11 protein-coding genes are annotated in these 18,236 nt (G+C 45.0%); 3 read left to right on the top strand and 8 right to left on the bottom strand.

All coding sequences use genetic code 11. The features are described from left to right. Positions 1 to 73: 73 nt before the first annotated feature. From IEY67_RS08260 to IEY67_RS08245, 4 genes are all read right to left on the bottom strand, one after another. On the bottom strand, positions 74 to 403 hold the full coding sequence (locus IEY67_RS08260; RefSeq protein WP_183671257.1) for a hypothetical protein: 330 nt from the start codon (positions 401 to 403) through the stop codon (positions 74 to 76). A 1,147-nt stretch (positions 404 to 1,550) separates the two neighbouring features. Next, positions 1,551 to 1,844 carry a hypothetical protein gene (locus IEY67_RS08255; RefSeq protein ID WP_183671258.1) on the bottom strand — a complete coding sequence of 98 codons (294 nt, stop codon included), beginning with the start codon at positions 1,842 to 1,844 and terminating at the stop codon, positions 1,551 to 1,553. A gap of 204 nt (positions 1,845 to 2,048) precedes the next feature. Further along, the gene (gene rprY / locus IEY67_RS08250; RefSeq protein WP_005861388.1) at positions 2,049 to 2,780 is read right to left on the bottom strand and encodes a response regulator transcription factor RprY; all 732 of its coding nucleotides are present in this window, start codon (positions 2,778 to 2,780) and stop codon (positions 2,049 to 2,051) included. A 2-nt stretch (positions 2,781 to 2,782) separates the two neighbouring features. Further along, a complete protein-coding gene (locus tag IEY67_RS08245; protein WP_122351833.1) occupies positions 2,783 to 4,339 on the bottom strand; it encodes a sensor histidine kinase in 1,557 nt (518 codons plus the stop codon). A gap of 453 nt (positions 4,340 to 4,792) precedes the next feature. On the opposite strand from IEY67_RS08245, the gene glsA reads away from it, so the two are divergent. Both glsA and glsB read left to right on the top strand, forming a co-directional pair. Then, entirely contained in the window at positions 4,793 to 5,614 is an 822-nt protein-coding gene (glsA, locus tag IEY67_RS08240) for a lyso-glycine lipid O-acyltransferase GlsA (RefSeq protein ID WP_122351834.1), read from the top strand. Positions 5,615 to 5,631: 17 nt separating this feature from the next. Beyond that, positions 5,632 to 6,597 carry a glycine N(alpha)-acyltransferase GlsB gene (gene glsB / locus IEY67_RS08235; protein WP_122351835.1) on the top strand — a complete coding sequence of 322 codons (966 nt, stop codon included), beginning with the start codon at positions 5,632 to 5,634 and terminating at the stop codon, positions 6,595 to 6,597. A gap of 81 nt (positions 6,598 to 6,678) precedes the next feature. Here the strand turns inward: glsB and IEY67_RS08230 are convergent, their stop codons facing one another. Both IEY67_RS08230 and gpmI read right to left on the bottom strand, forming a co-directional pair. Next, a complete protein-coding gene (locus tag IEY67_RS08230; protein WP_122351836.1) occupies positions 6,679 to 7,266 on the bottom strand; it encodes a DUF3109 family protein in 588 nt (195 codons plus the stop codon). Between the two features lie 149 nt (positions 7,267 to 7,415). Beyond that, the gene (gene gpmI, locus IEY67_RS08225; protein WP_122351837.1) at positions 7,416 to 8,939 is read right to left on the bottom strand and encodes a 2,3-bisphosphoglycerate-independent phosphoglycerate mutase; all 1,524 of its coding nucleotides are present in this window, start codon (positions 8,937 to 8,939) and stop codon (positions 7,416 to 7,418) included. Positions 8,940 to 9,132: 193 nt separating this feature from the next. On the opposite strand from gpmI, the gene IEY67_RS08220 reads away from it, so the two are divergent. Beyond that, the gene (locus IEY67_RS08220) at positions 9,133 to 9,831 is read left to right on the top strand and encodes a M48 family metallopeptidase (RefSeq protein WP_183671259.1); all 699 of its coding nucleotides are present in this window, start codon (positions 9,133 to 9,135) and stop codon (positions 9,829 to 9,831) included. Positions 9,832 to 10,003: 172 nt separating this feature from the next. Here IEY67_RS08220 and sov read toward each other — a convergent pair whose 3' ends face one another. Together sov and ruvA are read right to left on the bottom strand one after the other, a co-directional pair. Further along, a complete protein-coding gene (gene sov, locus IEY67_RS08215) occupies positions 10,004 to 17,512 on the bottom strand; it encodes a T9SS outer membrane translocon Sov/SprA (protein ID WP_183671260.1) in 7,509 nt (2,502 codons plus the stop codon). 59 nt (positions 17,513 to 17,571) lie between these two features. After that, positions 17,572 to 18,162 (bottom strand): Holliday junction branch migration protein RuvA, encoded by a 591-nt coding sequence (gene ruvA, locus IEY67_RS08210; protein WP_122374837.1) that lies wholly within the window; start codon positions 18,160 to 18,162, stop codon positions 17,572 to 17,574. Positions 18,163 to 18,236 lie beyond the last annotated feature (74 nt).

The raw sequence follows: 18,236 nt of genomic DNA, 5'->3' as shown, positions 1-18,236 counted from the left end.
GATTGTTCCGGTTATCCGGTATGTTATAAAGGTACAGGAAGCCATTGATTGGCTTCCTGTCTTTTTCGTTTTTTTACGAAAAAACATCGTCAGGGAAATGTCTGTCGAAATACTCTTTCAAGGCAGCATACAAACTGTCGAATTTAAGAAGGTCTTTTGTCTTTTCATTCTTAATTTTGAAGACTTCATCAATAGATCGGAGAAATTTTTTCTGCATCCGATTCCCGTTCACCCGCCATTTTGTGCTGCGGATCAGCGGGATGATGAGTTCGATAAATTCGTTTGTTTCTCCGTAAAAGAAGATCTTCTCTTCCTCCACCATGTCTTCTTCAAATACGGCATGTTCCAGCAAGCGGTTAATAGCTCTTGCACATTTGTTTATTTCATGCAGATCGGCTTCCATTCTTTCACATTTTTCTTTTAACTCTCTGATTGCTCCATTCAGTTGGGAGGCTTCGATTTTTTTTTCATGTCGATGTACTATTAATTATCTGGTTTGAATATTTAATCACCAGTTGATACTTTTCTAAAAAACGAAGCCCTGGACGATGAATCCCAGGGCTTGTTTTTGTCTGCCTTCGCTCTTCACAGAGATCGAACAGAAGAACTTTATTTTATTACTTTAGTATTAATATTGACTGCTTATTCACCTGTCGCAGGGTACTTGGCATACAAAAGAGATAATTAAACATGCCACACAGTCAACTAAAATTTATTGATTATGATAGAGACATACGAGGGTATGTCTCTATATTTCTTTTTCATTTTTATTTTGTGATTGATTTGATAGCGGCTTCGTATTCAACAGCTACTACAATACGAGTCTCTTCCTTTCCTTCCGCAGTATTTATTGCAGTCTTTGCAGGGAAAACCGTAACCATCGTTACAACCCAAACGACCGAAGTTGCCCGCATACTTACAGAAAATAGAACTTTCCGTAAGACTTACCGTTGCAGCCGGAATAAATAATCCCTTGTTCATGATTCTCTAATTTAATATTAATAATAGTGCTATTCAAATACTTTCAGCCTTGAAAAAAGAATGTCTTTCAAAAGTGAATGACTAGATAAAACGTTCCTTTTTTCTAGTCATTTTTTCGGGTCATTTATGACTTTGTAATAAAAAGACTTATTTTTGTACTTGATTTCATATTCAGTTGATAAGAAAGCATATACATTGATAAATTATTTTTTAGTTTATGCCAATTCAGTAAATATTAATTCTTAAATTTGTGACTAGAAAAAAGGAACGTTTATTTTTGTCACTACTTTAAATTCGTATTCCCCTTTAAACCTGATATTTAATATACATTTATACTTAAGTATTTAGACACAAATATTTATACACGCAAATATCCTAATATACTGTATATCAGCATACCTATTTTCCAAAACCCAGCGAGCAAATGTTAAAAGGGTCATTGAGCTCCATTTTAAGTATTTGAAAAAGGAAAACACAGTCAACATTTATGATCTTATATCAGAGTTCTAAAAACAAAAAAAGGCCATCGTTTAAAACGACAGCCTTATCCATTATTTTATATAAGGAGTTTACAAGTTATGGATATCTTCTTCGGAAAGCCCAGTACATTCCATGATATATTCAAGGGAAGAACCTGTTTCCTTCATTTTCCTGGCAGTCCGCTTTATCCCCTTAATTTCTCCTTTGATTTCACCTTTCTCCTCCGCATAATCCACTATATTCTTGCAGTCACGATACACTTTGAGTGCCTCGTCATATTCCTGGCGTTCCTCCTTGGTCAGATTAGCCACACCGGCTATCTTCTCCAGCTTCTCGAATAGTTGTTTTTGCGCCTTGAAAGGCATACGCTCCAGTTTATCCATATTCTTTAATACATATAATCATCAAAGATAATATAATCCATGTTTATAAAAACAACATCGGGACGCATTTATAAGGAATTCACCCAGAATATAAAACCCAATGCCACAAACTAAAAAAGGCATCGCCCAACCGGGGCAATGCCTTTCTTATCTCATCTTCCGGAAAGTGCCAGCCGTAGGGCGGCAGCCTCCGGGATCTGTCCCTTAAAGTACCTGGATACCTTCTTCGCGGGCCTGTTCTTCTCCTGAAGGAGTGATCAGTTTGTAACCCTTACCGTGGATGTTGATGATTTCGATTCCCGGATCATCTTTCAACAGTTTACGAAGTTTGGTGATATACACGTCCATACTACGGGCATTGAAGTAGTTGTCGTCAACCCAGATAGTTTTCAGTGCATAGTTACGTTCCAGAATTTCATTTGCATGGGCACACAGCAGGCTCAGCAGTTCGCATTCTTTCGTTGTCAGCTTCGTTACCTTGTCACCGATAGCCAGCGTTTGCTTCTGGGTATCGAACAAGAAATTACCAAGCTTATAGAAAGGAATGTCTTTCATCTTCTTACCTTTCACACGGCGAAGGATCGCTTCGATACGAAGCAGCAACTCTTCCATGCTGAACGGCTTTGTCAGATAATCGTCGGCACCGATCTTGAAGCCTTCCAGAATATCTTCCTTCATTGTCTTGGCAGTAAGGAAAATAATTGGAATGTCAGGATTTATAGAACGGATTTCCTGTGCAAGAGTGAAACCGTCTTTTTTCGGCATCATTACGTCTAATACGCAAAGATCATATTTGCCTTTGGTGAAACCTTTGTAACCTGCTTCTCCATCAGAGAAAAGATCTGTTACATAACCTTTAGCCTGTAAGTATTCTCTTAATAGCATACCCAGGTTTTCGTCGTCTTCACAAAAGAAGATTTTCAGTTTTTCTTCCATAACTAACTTTTTATAAGAGGTAAAGTAATAATAAATTTTGTTCCTACATTTCCCGGACCCAACTCGGCACGGATCGTACCCTTGTGGTCCTCGATAATCTTACGGACGTAAGCAAGTCCCAGACCGAAACCTTTTACGTCGTGTACGTTCCCTGTCGGCACGCGGAAGAAGCGGTCGAATACTTTTTTCAGGTATTCTTTCTTGATCCCGATACCATTGTCTTCAACGGCGATCAGCAGTTTGCCGTTGTTGTCGTTCCAGGTTCTTACCATCAATGTAAGGGGCACCTCCGGACGGCGGTATTTCACTGCGTTGTCCATCAGGTTAAACAATACATTGGTGATGTGCATTTCATCTACATAAATGGACGAATCGACAGCCTGCAAGTCTACATCGAGCGTACCGTCGTACTTTTCGACTTTCAGGGCGAAGGTGTTGGCCACGCTGATCACCAGGTCGTTCGCATCCACTTCCTTCAATTTGAGAGCTGCTTTCTGCCGTTCGAACAACGACATCTGGAGCACCTTCTCTACCAGGAAGCCCAATCGCTTCGTCTCATCATTTATCACGCCTGATATATGTCTGAATACATCAGGACTTTTCGTTATATCCGAATCTTTCAACATCTGTGCCGCCAACGAGATCGTGGAAACCGGAGTCTTCAGCTCGTGCGTCATATTGTTGATAAAATCATTTTTCATTTCTGACAGCCTCTTCTGGCGGAACACAATATAAATGGTAAAGATAAACGTTACCAAAAGTATCAGCGAGAAAAGCACGGACGGTACAATAAATGTTACAGAACTTGAAATATAGTCACCTTTCGTAGGGAAATATACTTTCAGATAATTCTGCTTCGAGGGAGGATCATTCGGAAACAATACGTACGTAATTATATCAGACGCAATAGGTTCCTTCTTTATTTCCCCACTCTGGTACACTGTCTTCCCGTCTTTGTTAATAACAAAAAATATGAACGGCAGGTTCAAACCATTGTTAATAAATTCTGTTTTTAAGTAATTATTCAGCTTCTTAAAGTCGACACGTTCCTGAATCGGCTTCTGGTTGGGAGTGTTCAACAGATTCAGTAAAACCAGCTGCATCAGATCGCCCTGATACTTCAGACGGTATTTCAATGATTGCTGCAAGTCGTGGGATGTACCGACAATATTGTTGGCCGCTTGCTTTTTGTCGAGCGACGAAAGCGGCTGAAACTTCTGGCTGAAACTATGCAACTGTTCTATCTGCATAATATTGTTGCCATCGGCATCCTTTATATTCAGCTTCTGCTGAGTGATCGCCTGCGTGATCTCTTCCGGATTCTGGCTGTTACGCAGATAGTTGTTATCTTCACGCCTGAGATCTTCTTCCAGATACTCACGCGTTTCATCCAGCTCCAGGTTTTTTGAGACTTGGTGCAAGCTCCTTTTGACTGTTTCATTGAATTGCTCGCTGCTTTTTTTGAGTATAATGCTCACGTACTTAACCTGCAGGAAAAGCAAACCGGCAAAAGCAAATGCCATTACACAAGCGAGTAACCAAATCGTAGATTTCCTCATTCCAAATACTTTCTCTTTTTAACAGAACAAATAACGCTCATTTTAGTTTAATATTCACACAAAAAAGGTAAAAATCATAGCCCATTTTTCTTAAAAATAGTTTAGCTATCAATCTGACATTACCTTCATTCCCTTTGAAAACAAGGGTTTATATTGATAATCACCTATCCTTAGGCACATTTGTTAATTCGTTCCTGTGTATAAAAACACAATTATTGATTATTTTGTTTCAAGTTATGCAAAAAATATGAATTCCTACAAAGAATCATAGGAGCTGTTTTTGCATGCAGGTGCAGAATAATATATATGTATAACGAATGGAGATGCCGAATTATTTTATATGACGGCAAACAACATATAACCTGAGAACTTGAAACTTCTTAAAAACTTATGCCGAATGCATTCAAATTTAATTATTAGCTATATCTTTGCTGCTGACAAGAGTTATGCAAGATGGCACAAGAAGGTATTACACAAATTGATGTAAAACAGGTATTACAACAAAAAGCGCCCTCAGTGGCGGGAAAAATACCCGGTTTTATTGTCAATTATCTGATCCGTACCATTCATCAGGACGAACTGAATGATATTCTCACCCGTTATCATGACAAGGATGGGGTTGATTTTATGCAGGAACTGATCGGTTATTTTGACCTGACCCTGGAGCTGGTGAATGAAGAAAATATCCCGGCGACAGGTCGCTATATTTTTGCCTCCAACCATCCGTTGGGAGGGCTGGACGGCATTTGCCTTTCGGCAGTGATCGGACAGCATTATAACGGGAAAATCCGTTATCTGGTGAACGACCTCCTCCTCTACTTGTCAAATCTGAGATCGATCTTTGTACCTATCAACAAACATGGTTCGCAGGGAAAGAACAATGCCCGGCTGATCGACGAAGCCTATGCTTCCGACAATCAGATCGTGACATTCCCGGCAGGACTTTGTTCGCGCAAGATTAACGGGAAGATACAGGACACCGAATGGAAAAAGTCCTTCATCCAGAAGGCGGTCGAACATAAACGGGATATTGTCCCGGTGTATTTCGAAGGGAGAAATTCCAATTTTTTCTACCGGCTGGCGAATCTGCGCAAGGCGTTGGGGATAAAGATGAACTATGAAATGATTTATTTGCCGGACGAAATGTTCCGGTCCAAACATAAAACGTTCCGAATCCATTTCGGCAAACCTGTTCCGTGGCAGACTTTCGACAATAGTAAAAAGCCGGCTGAATGGGCAGAGTGGGTGAAGGGACTTGCTTATAATCTCAAGTAAACAAAGACTCTATTTATATGCAAGACATTATTAAGCCGATTGATCGTGCACTTCTGAAATCGGAGCTGACAAAAGAAAAGAAGCTCCGCAGCACGAATAAGTCAAACAATGAGATATACATTATTACAGCCCACGATTCTCCCAATGTGATGCAGGAGATCGGGCGTTTGCGGGAAATCGCTTTCCGTTATTATGGCGGAGGAACAGGTTTTCCGGTAGATATTGACGAGTTCGACACGATGGAGGATGCTTATCGGCAACTGATCGTCTGGAGTCCGGAAGATGAACAGATCCTGGGAGGATACCGTTTCCTGTGTGGTTCGGATGTCAAGTTCGATGAGAACGGGAAGCCGATGCTGGCGACTTCGCATCTGTTCAACTTCTCTGAGAAGTTCAATAAAGAATTCCTTCCGTATACGGTCGAGTTGGGCCGTTCTTTTGTAACGCTGGAATATCAGTCTACACGTGCCGGTGCCAAAGGTTTGTTTGTTCTCGATAACTTATGGGACGGACTGGGGGCTTTGTCGGTAGTCGATCCGAGCCTGCAGTATTATTTCGGGAAAGTGACGATGTATAATACTTATAATACGGAAGCACGCAATATGATCCTTTATTTCCTGGGAATGCATTTCCCGGATTCGGACAAGCTGGTCACTCCGATATATCCGCTGGAGACAGATATGGATATGGAGAAGATGAAAGAGTTGTTCCGTTATGATAATTTCAAGGATAATTACAAGGTGCTGAACCAGGAGGTCCGCAAGTTCGGTATCAATGTACCGCCGCTGGTAAATGCTTATATGAGCCTTTCACCCAAGATGCGCGTATTCGGTACGGCGATCAACCATGAGTTCGGCGATGTGGAAGAAACCGGTATCCTGATCGCCATCAATGAAATTCTGGAAGACAAGAAGAAACGCCATATCGAAACGTATCTGAAAGAGGAGGCGCAGACGGCAGACCTGATACGGAAAACAGAATAAAGAATGTGCCAATATGCCAATTATAAGAGATGTATCTATACTATCTCAATGGGCATATTGGCACATTTTCTTATGGATATATTATTTCTCTTCTTCCTTTTGTTTTCTCCACTCTTCTGCCACTTCCACCAATGACTCGTACCATTCCGGGCCGAATTTACGGGTAAGCGGTTCCTTCAGGAACTTATACAGAGGAAGTTTTTCTTTCCGCCCTACTATTTCTGCTGCCTTACATATTTTCCACCGGTCGTAGTTTACGGCACGGAAGTCTTTGTATTGGGTAACACGCACCGGATACAGGTGACAGGATACCGGTTTGTAGAAAGACAGTTTGCCTTCGCGGTAGGCTTTCTCGACGGCACATTTGCAGGTTCCGTCTTCGTCGTAGCAGGTAAATACGCAATCCTTGCCATTGACAATGGAAGTGACGATATCGCCTTCGCAGTCGATGTAGGCGACACCTTGCTTCTTAATGATTGCCTGTGCCTCGGGAGAAAGGTCATCCCAGATAACCGGAAGCGCTTTCTCCAGTTCGGCGATCTCGCTTTTATCGAGCGGAGCACCGGAGTCGCCTTCCACGCAGCAGATGCCTTTACATTGGGCAAGGTCGCAAATGAAATTAGCTTCGATCAGGTCTAAGCTGACCAGGGTATCATCAATTTGGATCATATTGGTTGATAGTTGACAAGTGACAAGGACAGTTGACAGATAACAGTTGACAGATGACAGTTATCTCTTTCTTACGAAAAACAATAACCGTTACTTGCCAACTGCTAACTGTCAACTGTCACTTGTCAACTGTCAACTTCTAGGAGTTGTTATTTAATCAACGATTTGCCTGTCATTTCTTTCGGCTGCTTCAATCCCATGATGTGAAGGATGGAAGGAGCAACGTCTGCCAGGATACCGTCCTCTACTTTAGCTTCTTTGTTTTCCGTTACATATACGAAAGGAACAGGATTCAAAGAGTGAGCCGTGTTCGGTGTACCGTCTTCGTTCAAAGCGTGGTCGGCATTACCGTGGTCGGCGATGATGATCACTTCGTAATCGTTTGCTTTCGCTGCTTCTACCGTATCGTTCAGGCAAGCGTCGATCGTTACGACAGCCTTTTCGATAGCCGAGTAAATACCGGTGTGGCCCACCATATCGCCGTTTGCATAGTTACAAACGATATAGTCATATTTCTTGGTGTAGATAGCTTCTACCAGCTTGTCTTTTACCTCAAACGCGCTCATTTCCGGTTTCAGGTCGTAAGTAGCCACTTTCGGCGACGGAACCAGGATACGGTCTTCGCCATCAAACGGAGTTTCGCGTCCGCCGTTGAAGAAGAAAGTAACGTGAGCATATTTTTCTGTTTCGGCAATGTGCAACTGTGTTTTGCCAACTGATGCCAGGAATTCGCCCAGTGTATTTTCTACATTGTCCTTGTCGAACAGGATGTGGACACCCTTGAAGCTGGCATCGTACGGAGTCATACAGAAATACTGCAGGTTAGGAATAGTCTTCATTCCAGCTTCCGGCATATCCTGCTGAGTCAGAACGACTGTCAGTTCTTTCGCACGGTCGTTACGGTAGTTGAAGAAGATAACCACGTCGCCCTCTTCGATAGTAGCCACCGGCTTGCCGTTTTCTACGTGTACGATCGGTTTGATGAATTCGTCCGTTACACCTTCTGCATACGATTCTTCCATCGCAACAACCATGTCTTCGGCAGGTTTGCCTGTACCGTTCACGATCAGGTCGTAGGCTTCTTTCACACGTTCCCAACGTTTGTCACGGTCCATAGCATAGTAACGTCCGATGATAGACGCGATCTTGCCGCCTGTCGTCTTTAAATGGTTTTCCAGTTGTTCGATGAAACCTTTACCGCTCTTCGGGTCTGTGTCGCGACCGTCCATAAAGCAATGAACGTATGCTTTGTCCACTCCATATTCCTTAGCGATATCAGCCAGTTTGAACAGGTGTTCCAATGAGCTGTGCACACCACCGTCGGAAACCAGTCCCATGAAATGGATCTGTTTGCCGTTTTCTTTGGCGTAGCTGTAAGCACGTTTGATTTCGGGATTGTCGAGGATTGTATTCTGACGACATGCGATGTTGATCTTCACCAGGTCCTGATAAACGATACGGCCTGCACCGATGTTCAGGTGTCCTACTTCCGAGTTACCCATCTGTCCGTCGGGTAAACCTACGTTTTCGCCGGAAGCCTGCAACTGAGAGTTAGGATATGTTTTCAACAGATAATCCCAATAGGGAGTGGGTGTGTTATAGATTACATCATCTTTACCACGGTCGCCGATTCCCCAGCCATCGCAGATCAATAAAAGTGCTTTTTTGCTCATGATTGCCTTATTTATATAGTTTATACTTATTAAATATCTAATACCGGGTGCAAAGATAATGCAAGTCGAGAGTAGAATAAAATGAACTCGTTCATTTTTTATGCCGAGGCGCAGCTTATCTTCGCTTTGCTGCAAAGATAAGCATTTCCGACGTAATATTATTTCCCTTTAAAGTATTACTTTTGTGGTAAATATGGAAAAGAAGATATACGACAACGATCTGGGAACCATCCTTCTCCGTACTACCCCGCGAGCCACCCGTTATACGCTGAAAATATCAAAGGGAATGATCACCGCCACCATGCCGGAGGGAGGGGATGAAGGATGGATGTTGTCTTTTATCGAAGAAAACCGCCAAAAGCTGCTCGCCGCCCTGAAGAAACACCCGGCACGCCCGTTGCTGAACGAAGCGACCGCATTGCAGGCGACTACCTTCCGGGTGGAAATATTCCGTACCGACCGCAACAACTATTACATGACTCTGAAGGAAGGGATACTTCGTATCGCCTGCCCGTCCGGAACCCGTTTCGAGTCGGACAGGGTACAGGAGATCTTAAAGGATTTACTGGAGAAAGCACTCCGCCACGAAGCCAAGCGGTTGTTACCCGACCGGCTGATGGCGCTGGCCGCCCGCCATCGTTTCACCTGCACAGGCGTACGGATCATGAACAGCAAGACCCGGTGGGGAAGTTGCAGCACACGCAAAAGCATTAACCTGTCTTTATCATTGATGCTTCTCCCCTGGCATCTGATCGATTATGTCCTGCTCCATGAACTTTGCCATACGGTGGAGATGAACCACAGCGACCGTTTCTGGAAACTACTGAACAGCGTGACAGACAATAAGGCGCTTGCTTTACGCCATGAGCTTAAGGGTTACCACATGCTGTAATCTGTTGAATAAGTCTATTCTGTAACCGACCTCTTGTGCCGGGCAAAATGTTTTGCCACAGTGTTGGCAGAGTTTTGCCATGCAAGTGACAATCTTTTGCCATGCCTTTGGCAGAGTTGTGCCAAAGGCATGGCAAGGTTGTGTCATAAGGGTGACAAAGCCTCGTTTATGCTTACTGCGCCAGTGAGAACCGGAGGGCGACACCGTAATTCGAGTTACTTGTCGGATAAGCTGCATTAGAGATCAGCGGCTCATTGATCTGCAGGTCGTAGAACGCACGAAGGGTCAACGCGCGGCTCAAACCGTAATCGGCAGAGAACTGGATTGTCTTCGCAACGTTACCGCTGGTAGCCTGCGTGAAGCTATCCTCGATCTTACGGATCAATGATTGCATCTTGTTGTACGAGAAGTCCAGGCGCACGGTCAGGTCGTTGCTGAAATCACGTGTTTTCTTCATCTTCAATATCTTGTTGAACTCGGCAAACTTGTATCCCAACCCGATCGTGTATTTATTGGACAGCGCCTCTACGATCTGGTAAGACGAGATATTCAGGTTCAGATTGCGTGTAGTCGTATAGTCTGCACGGATCGTTATATTGTTCAACATCGTGGCATCGACTCCCAACAGCGGGCTGAAACTCTCAGTCAGGCTGACGGAAGAGATCGAGTAAGGCGAAGAAGGAATAGGCTTATCGGATGCATTCTGTATAAATCCGAGATTATCGCCCAGACCGGCATCGACCCAGGTTGAATAGGTTTCGTAAGCACCGACGTTGTACGTACAGCGATACTGATGGCTCAACATAACCGTCTTGAAGTATTTCTTTATCGCCGGAATACGGATCAGCCCGTCGTACGTGATACGCCAGTTCGGCAACATGCTACGGATGGCGGGGAACGGTGAATGCGAAATCTTGTTCGGATCTTTCCCGGTATAAGCGGCAAGGAATGCCGGGATCAACACGTCAGACGAGTTACGGCTGATTCCCAGTTCATTGTTATCTCCCGGATCGTAGAGTTGCCCGGTATATCCGGTCTGGCTAAGAAAGCCACCATACGGATAGAAAGTCCCGGCATAACGGTTTTCAAGGCGCTGGGCTATGATCTCACGGTTCTCGATGAATTTTTCGAACGATTTGGAGGCATAGTTGTTGCCTGCATTGCCGATGCCTTTGAAGAAACTACCCAAAGCGACAGTCGTCATTGTGAAATTACCTCCGGTCAGTTCCGGCATTCCAGCATACATATATTGTATATCGGTGCTGCGGGTGTCCACGCGATTGGCATTCAGGTCGATCTTCAATCCGGTGATCGGTTCCAGGTTCGCCCGGATATTCAGGTTCTTCGCGCTGGTCATGACAGCCGGGTTGACATTGGTCGTATTTTCGATCAGCCAGCCACGGTCTTTGGCATCATACAGGAAGTCGCGGTTCACGGCTCCAAAGGCAAAACCCAATCCCGGTGTCAGGCCGAACGGTGAACGTCCCTGCCCGAAGATATCACCGATCATCGGGGAGAATCCGGGCACCATCATACCATCCGTAGTGGCATACTGAATATTGATGCGACGAACCATCATCAGGAAGCGGCTGGCGTGTTCGGCAGCTTTATACAGGAAGTCTTCCGTTGCTTTCGGGCCCGGCTTGATGGTCAGTTTCAAATGGGCCGTATCCTGATTCAGGATCATTACCTGCGCATAGTTGAGCGGTTTATACTTAATCGCATACACTTTGCCGTCGGCTCCGCGGGCAGTGATACGCACCTTTTTGGTGAACATTCCGTGCTGCACGACCGTACCGCTGTCCATGTTCAGCTGGATGTCTCTTTCCAGCTTTATCTCTTTCGGTTCTTTCTTCTTGGTTGCCGTACGGGTTGCCGAGAACTTCTGGTTCACTTTCTTCAGGAACTTGTTCTTGTTGTAAAGCGATTGCAGGTTCAAGCTACCCTGCCAGTCGATCTGACGCTGGTTGGTGATCGTATTACCGAGCTCATATTGCGTATCGGTGACCGCCCCGCGATCCCAGTTATATTGCGCATTGTATGTGACGGAACTGTTCACCCAGTCCAGAACCGGGATATACTGCAACGGCATGTTCCAGGTGACATTGAATGTCTGGTCATATTTCAAAGGCGTACCCAGGTCGGCGATACTCTGTTTAACAGAATCTTTCCAAACCTGATATTGGTCGGCAGCCAGTTCTTTGTTGACCTGAACGTACGGTTCCTCGATCCGGGCATTTGTTCCGGAAGTGAAGGTCATGTTCAGGTTGTTCGTAAAGTCCCAGCGCAAGCTGAAAGCACGGTCCCAGTAGAACTCGGAGCTGAAAGTTACCTCCGGTTTGTAGCCGGTGTTTTCCAGGTCGCGCAGCTGCATTTCGTTATAATTACGCATCATAGCTGTCTGGAAACTGATATTCGACGGCAGATAGTTCAAGCTGAACTGTTTGATATAACGGGTGTAGCCATTGTTCTTCTTCATCTTCTGGAACGGACGGAACGGTTTCGCATACGGTGTATAGTTGTAGGCGAAGTTGCCGCGATAATCTTTTGTCGTTTCATATTCCGTTTCCGGATTCTGCCTTTTCGTCTGGCTGAATGAATAGCCGATCGAGAAGTTCGCCGGGTCGTAAGGCATCGGTGTCTTACTGCGGATATCTGCCCTTACGTTGTTGAATGAGATACTCTTGATAACTGTCTGATCGACTGCCACACTCTTGATGGAGTCTTTTTCCGCCTTCGTCTCGACAGCATCCAAAGCATCGTCCAGCTTGATATCCTGATCGAGCGGATTGTATTTTGCTTTCGTCTGATCTTTAGAGTAAGCATAGTACATCGGGATGCTGACCTTTGCCTTTTCGGGGAAGAATTTACCCCATTCGATGTTGGCCGCTACGTTGTATTGCGTAAAGTCGTCGATGCGGCGTTCAGCCAGCGACTGGTCGAGTGCACCGAAACCAGCCGTTTCGATACGCCCGCCTACATTCACCGTAGCCAGGTCAGACACGGCCACGTTCAGGTTGGCATTGGCCGCCCAACCGCCTTCTTCGTTGAATTCACCCAGACGTAATTCGTTGATCCACACCTCACCGCTTCTGACTGCATTCGAGCCAGATACATTACGGACACCGATCATAATCGTTTTCACTTCCGATAAGCTCGGGTTACCTACGATACTGATCGTATTGCTTAAATTGTCAGGGTCAGGCTCCGAATAAACGGTATTGAAAGTAATGCCTTTGTCACCCGCCCGCTTCTTTTTGTTCCGGCTCAGTTTGAGATTGGTCAATACTTCAAAACGGAAATCGAGCATGTTCTCTGCCGGCCAGACATCAATATCTTCGTATGAACCTTTCCCTGTCGGAGTCACTTTCAACGGAACTTCATATTCGTAATAATTATTTTTATAATCGGAACCCAAACGGATAAACACTGATAAGTCTCCGTCGACAAGCTGGGTATAATTATCTGCATCCAGAGGCAATGCTTCCGCATGGGTAAACAATTGTAAGCGTTTATACTGGCGCAGGTCGTAAGCTGTCGTCTTGTAAACGGCACGTGCATCTCTCGTTGCCAACTCAGTCACTTTCATGGACAGGGCCTGTTCGTTCTGCCGGTTTACCTGAGGTTGACCGGGGTCTTGTGTACGGCTTACGCCGGGAGGAACCCTGTAAGGAATAGGCTCCCTACGACTATTTTCTTCTATATTCACCGAAGAAACCTCCAGTGATCCATTGACCATCGGCGGCACTTTCGGGTCGGACAGGTCTTGTTCGTATGAACGCCATTCGCCACGTACCAACTCGAATGTTCCGAAACGCAAAATTGTCGGCTTGGAGAAATTAGTCATATACATACGCATAAAGCGGATACTTTTAAAGTCACTAATAGCCCCGACAGCACGGTCGTATTTCTTCACCGGAATCTTGAAAAGATACCATTTCGCCGGGTTCTTTTTACCACTGGTCTCGTTATCACCATTAGGCAGTTTCGGAAAAGTTTCCTTCACATCCACAATAAAATTCTTTCCTACTTTCAGGTCTTCCGGACGAATAGACACCTTGTATTCAAAATACTTTTCGTTTTTGTTCATCGTGTTATCCTGATTCAGGTCTTCCACATCCGGATTCTTGGAGGCGGAAGTATCGTAACGCTCTCCGGAAGTTCCACTCTCAGCAGAGTTGCCCTCTGTTCCATTGTAACGTTTGTAGCGGTCGAGAATGCTAACTCCATTTTCATCCAGGTCTGTGCCGCGGAAATAACGGTATTTATCGGTTGCCGGATTCATTAAAGGCGAATAATCATCCTTCATCATCGAATCGATCTTTGTCGGCGACAACTTAGTCATCAATTTGCTGATAAACTCCGCATAGGCGGGATACTCCCGTTCTTCTTCCGCCGATAAACCATTAAGGCCAACATCTTGTCTTGCACGTGCTCCGGAAGTATTGTCGAAGGCATAGACCGTACTTTGCTGCTTCGGTACAAGTCCCCAGACTGTTGAATCGACCCTGCTTCTGTCACCATCGACAGGCAAGCCGTTCTCGTAGAACTTCTTTCCATCTTTCAGCACATCTTCCGATACTTCTCCCAGGTTAAAATAAAGGTCACCGCCTTTTGCCGTAACACCTTCCTGTGCCTCATAAAGATAAGGATCGAGTAACCAGAACTCAATATATTCGACATTGGCAGTCTCGAAATCACTTTGGTCGATCTTACGCATGATACCGCCCCAACGCTTTTCCGGATTTTGCAACGTACCATCAGAGTTGACCAGATCGGCATCGAGGTTATATGGACCACGTTCATTCGGATAATAGGCAAGGTTGAGCGCCTGAATTGTGCTCGATTCATTATAACCCTGGTCTTTATCCGGAAACAATTCATCTACATAGACGGCACGAACGTAATGGTTGGACAACTGTTCTTTATCATTACGGATATGCGTGGGTGCCTGACTGGAATTCTTGCGATTGAATAATCCGTCGACATAGTACCATGCCAGCAAGGCACGGTTTTTACCATATTCGATATCGTTTGTCAGGCTGGCTTCGGGGAAACGAGCTGTGGCGTTATCATCCCAGGGTACACTGGCCAGTTTCCACGGATACGGATTCAACAGGTCGAAACCACTTTGTGTCGATTCGAAATCGTCCAGATAAGAGTAACCTCCGGTATATTTGTTTTCATAATGTCCGGCTATCAGGTGGGCAAATTCACCAGTGAATGCAATCTGGCTGGGTTTTGTCAGGTTCAGCAACGGCAGTTTGTCGAATGCGTTTGTCAGCCATTGGCTTTCCGTTTTATAGGCAATATTGAATCCCCACAATGTATTTTTAATAGACTCGTCACCGAATGCCGTTTTAGTGCTCAACGGCATTTCCGACATATGCATAATGGTGGCTCCCAGCGAAAAGTCCGGATTGAACTGATAGTTGAGATCCAACCCCATCATTGTCTTTCGTTGCATATTATATGCCGTCTGGTTTTCCAACGAAACGCTTACGGGGGTTCCGGCAGCAATGATACTCTCATTCAGAATAGTAACGGTACCGGATGTATAATCGACCGCATAATCCACATTTTCCGTTAATGTGGCACCTGCTGCCGTTACGCGTACCGAGCCGCGTGCCACGTTGCTGGCTCCCAACTGTATCTCGGAAGCGGAAGATGCCTTATATTCCCCCCGCATGATGAACTTGTTCTTTTCTGCGATCTGGCGGGCGGCGGTTTGTGTCGTATCGTACAATTCCTGGAATACATATTTGTCTGCGATAGCCGGACTGACGACACCCTGCAATTTCTCTTTCAAACTGGAACCGAACGGCTCGATGGTCGGGAAGATCACTCTACCGGTAGCAGGTTGTACAGTATATCCTTCCACAAAATCAAAATATCCGTCGGGATGCTTTTCGTTCTGGGCATTCAGACGGTCTGCTCCCATCAAGCGTATCCAGATTTTCCTGGAAGCGGTATCCTGACTGGCTTCCGGCAAATAGTTTACATAAGTACCAGTCGTATCGCTCTGGTACATGACATCCAGGCGGAACTTCTCTTTCTGGACAGAATAGGCACCGAGAGAATAGATATTTTTCATCATCAGGTCCCAGTACATCATGGGCGGAGACATGTTTACACCTTTCAGCAACTTGACATAAAGACAGTTGTTGGGGTTAGCCGGATCACTGTCGGAAAATTCACCGACTCTTCCCGTACGTTTACCGGAAACATCATTGTATTCATATTCAAAAGCGACAGCCAACACTTCATCTGTCTGCAAACTTGTATTCAATGAGATATATCCCAACTGTTTGTCAAATGTATATTCAGAGTTAGCATCCAACAAACGGGCACTCTCCACCTCTTCATATTCAGCACCTCCTGTAAAACCCGACAACACCTGTGCCACCTGACTAATCTGACGGGCACCCGAGTAAGTCGTAGTCATTTGGTTGTACAAGCTGTTCGCACTATTGGCAGGATACTTACTACCACTGACCGGAAAAGCACCGGGGTTAGCCATGTATGCATCATCATTTTCACCAATATCGGTAAAGGCAACAATATTGCGTGACTGATCGTAATTGCCTCTTTTATTCGTCACCCAAACTTCCAGGCGGGTAATGTTTATATCTGCATATATCTGGGGTAAACTGGCCACAGCCTCGTTATATCTATTCCGGAAATAATGTGCCAGAAAGAAATGTCGGTTCTCATCATACTCGTCGATCTTCAACTCAAAATCTTTGGTCTGCACACCGCCTTTGGAGTTCACTGTTTTAGACTCCGAATTCTGTTGTGCAAACAACGCATTAACCCTCAGTTTACCGAACTGAAGGTCTGCTTTCATACCGAACAAAGCCGCCCCGCCATTGATCAGCGAGTTGCTTGTCGTCATCGATACGTTACCGGCTTCCAATGATTTGATGATCTCATCCTCTTCACCCGTATAAGCCAGTTTCAGCTTTTTGGAGTCGAAGTCGAAAGAAGTCTCCGTGTTATAATTCATATCGAAATTCACTTTCGAGCCCACGGATGCCTGTACATTCAACTGCACGCTTTCATCGAAGTTAAAAATGGTATTGCTACGGGCACGTTCAGGCAGCGAAGGATCTTTGGTACTATTCCTCTTTAAACCTAAAGTAACTTCTGCCGACCCTTGTGTCTTTACACGTACACCTCCGGGACCGAATATGCGTTCTGCCGCACCGATACCGAACTGCATATCTGCCAGGTTGAACTGCTTATCCGCTTCTTTCTGAAATTCTTCTTCGTTTTTCTGACGATAATAAGAGCGGAGCGATTGCTTCATGCTATAGTCCTGATATTCTTCGGGACTCAAGTCGATCGGCGTGGTCAGGTCTTTCTCACCTAAACGGGTACGGACTACATATCTTCCGGTATTGATGTCGTATTCAACGACCGTCTTTACGTTTTCCGGGTCACGTAAGTCCATCGGCAACTTTTTGCCCAGGTCCTCATAACCTTCCGGTATGGTTTTCGACACCGGATAACGGGTTGCCGGAACCGTATCTTTTCCATCCGGAAAATCCTGTTCTTCAAGCAACTGTATATCCGGCAACTCAGCGGTATAAGTCAGGTAATCGGCATTCAATGAGACCATACTGACCCCGAATAGCAGTATTGTAACCCAGATAAGATATTTAAGAGTTTTCTTTTTCATTTTAAATTGTCAACTGTACTTGTAAGGGTGGTCGGCAAACCTCCCCTGCCTGTCAACTATTAAAGCATTCTGAGTGCACTTTTTATCACTTGTTCCACTGCCAGCATCGGCGAACTTTTCAGTATCGAACTGACTGCCTTTTGCGAAGCAACCTTCTGGAATCCCAACATCACAAGGGCGGCAACCGCTTCCTGGGCAACCGCACCGTTTCCCCCCGTAACAGGAGCTCCTGCACTTGCTATCGAATCGCCGGCCTTTACCTTATTTTTCAGGTCGACCAGAATACGCTGTGCAGTTTTCTGTCCGATCCCTTTTACCGAAGTCAGGGCCGTTTCATTTTTGTTGGCAATTACCTGGATCAATTCGGCAGGAGGAAGAGAAGACAAGATCATACGTGCTGTATTAGGGCCGACTCCGGATACCGATGTCAACAATAAAAACAACTCACGTTCAGCCTTTTGAGCGAAACCGAACAAAAGATGGGCATCTTCACGTATGACTTCATATACGTAAATTTTCCCGGTAGGTTTCCCGCTGAAAGCGCTGTATGTAGTCAGAGATATGTTAAGTTCGTAGCCAATCCCTGCACATTCGATGATCATCTGTGTGGGAGTAAGTTCTACGATATCCCCCTTAATATATTCTATCATTTTGCGTCTCTTCTAGTTATTCGTACATATAATAACGCAAAATTAAGCAAAAGCGTATATCAGACCTAAAGAAA

The organism is Parabacteroides faecis, from assembly GCF_014647375.1.
Taxonomy (GTDB): domain Bacteria; phylum Bacteroidota; class Bacteroidia; order Bacteroidales; family Tannerellaceae; genus Parabacteroides; species Parabacteroides faecis.
The sequence above is the reverse complement of the archived record's forward strand: the minus strand, read 5'-3'. Positions and strand labels throughout refer to the sequence as shown.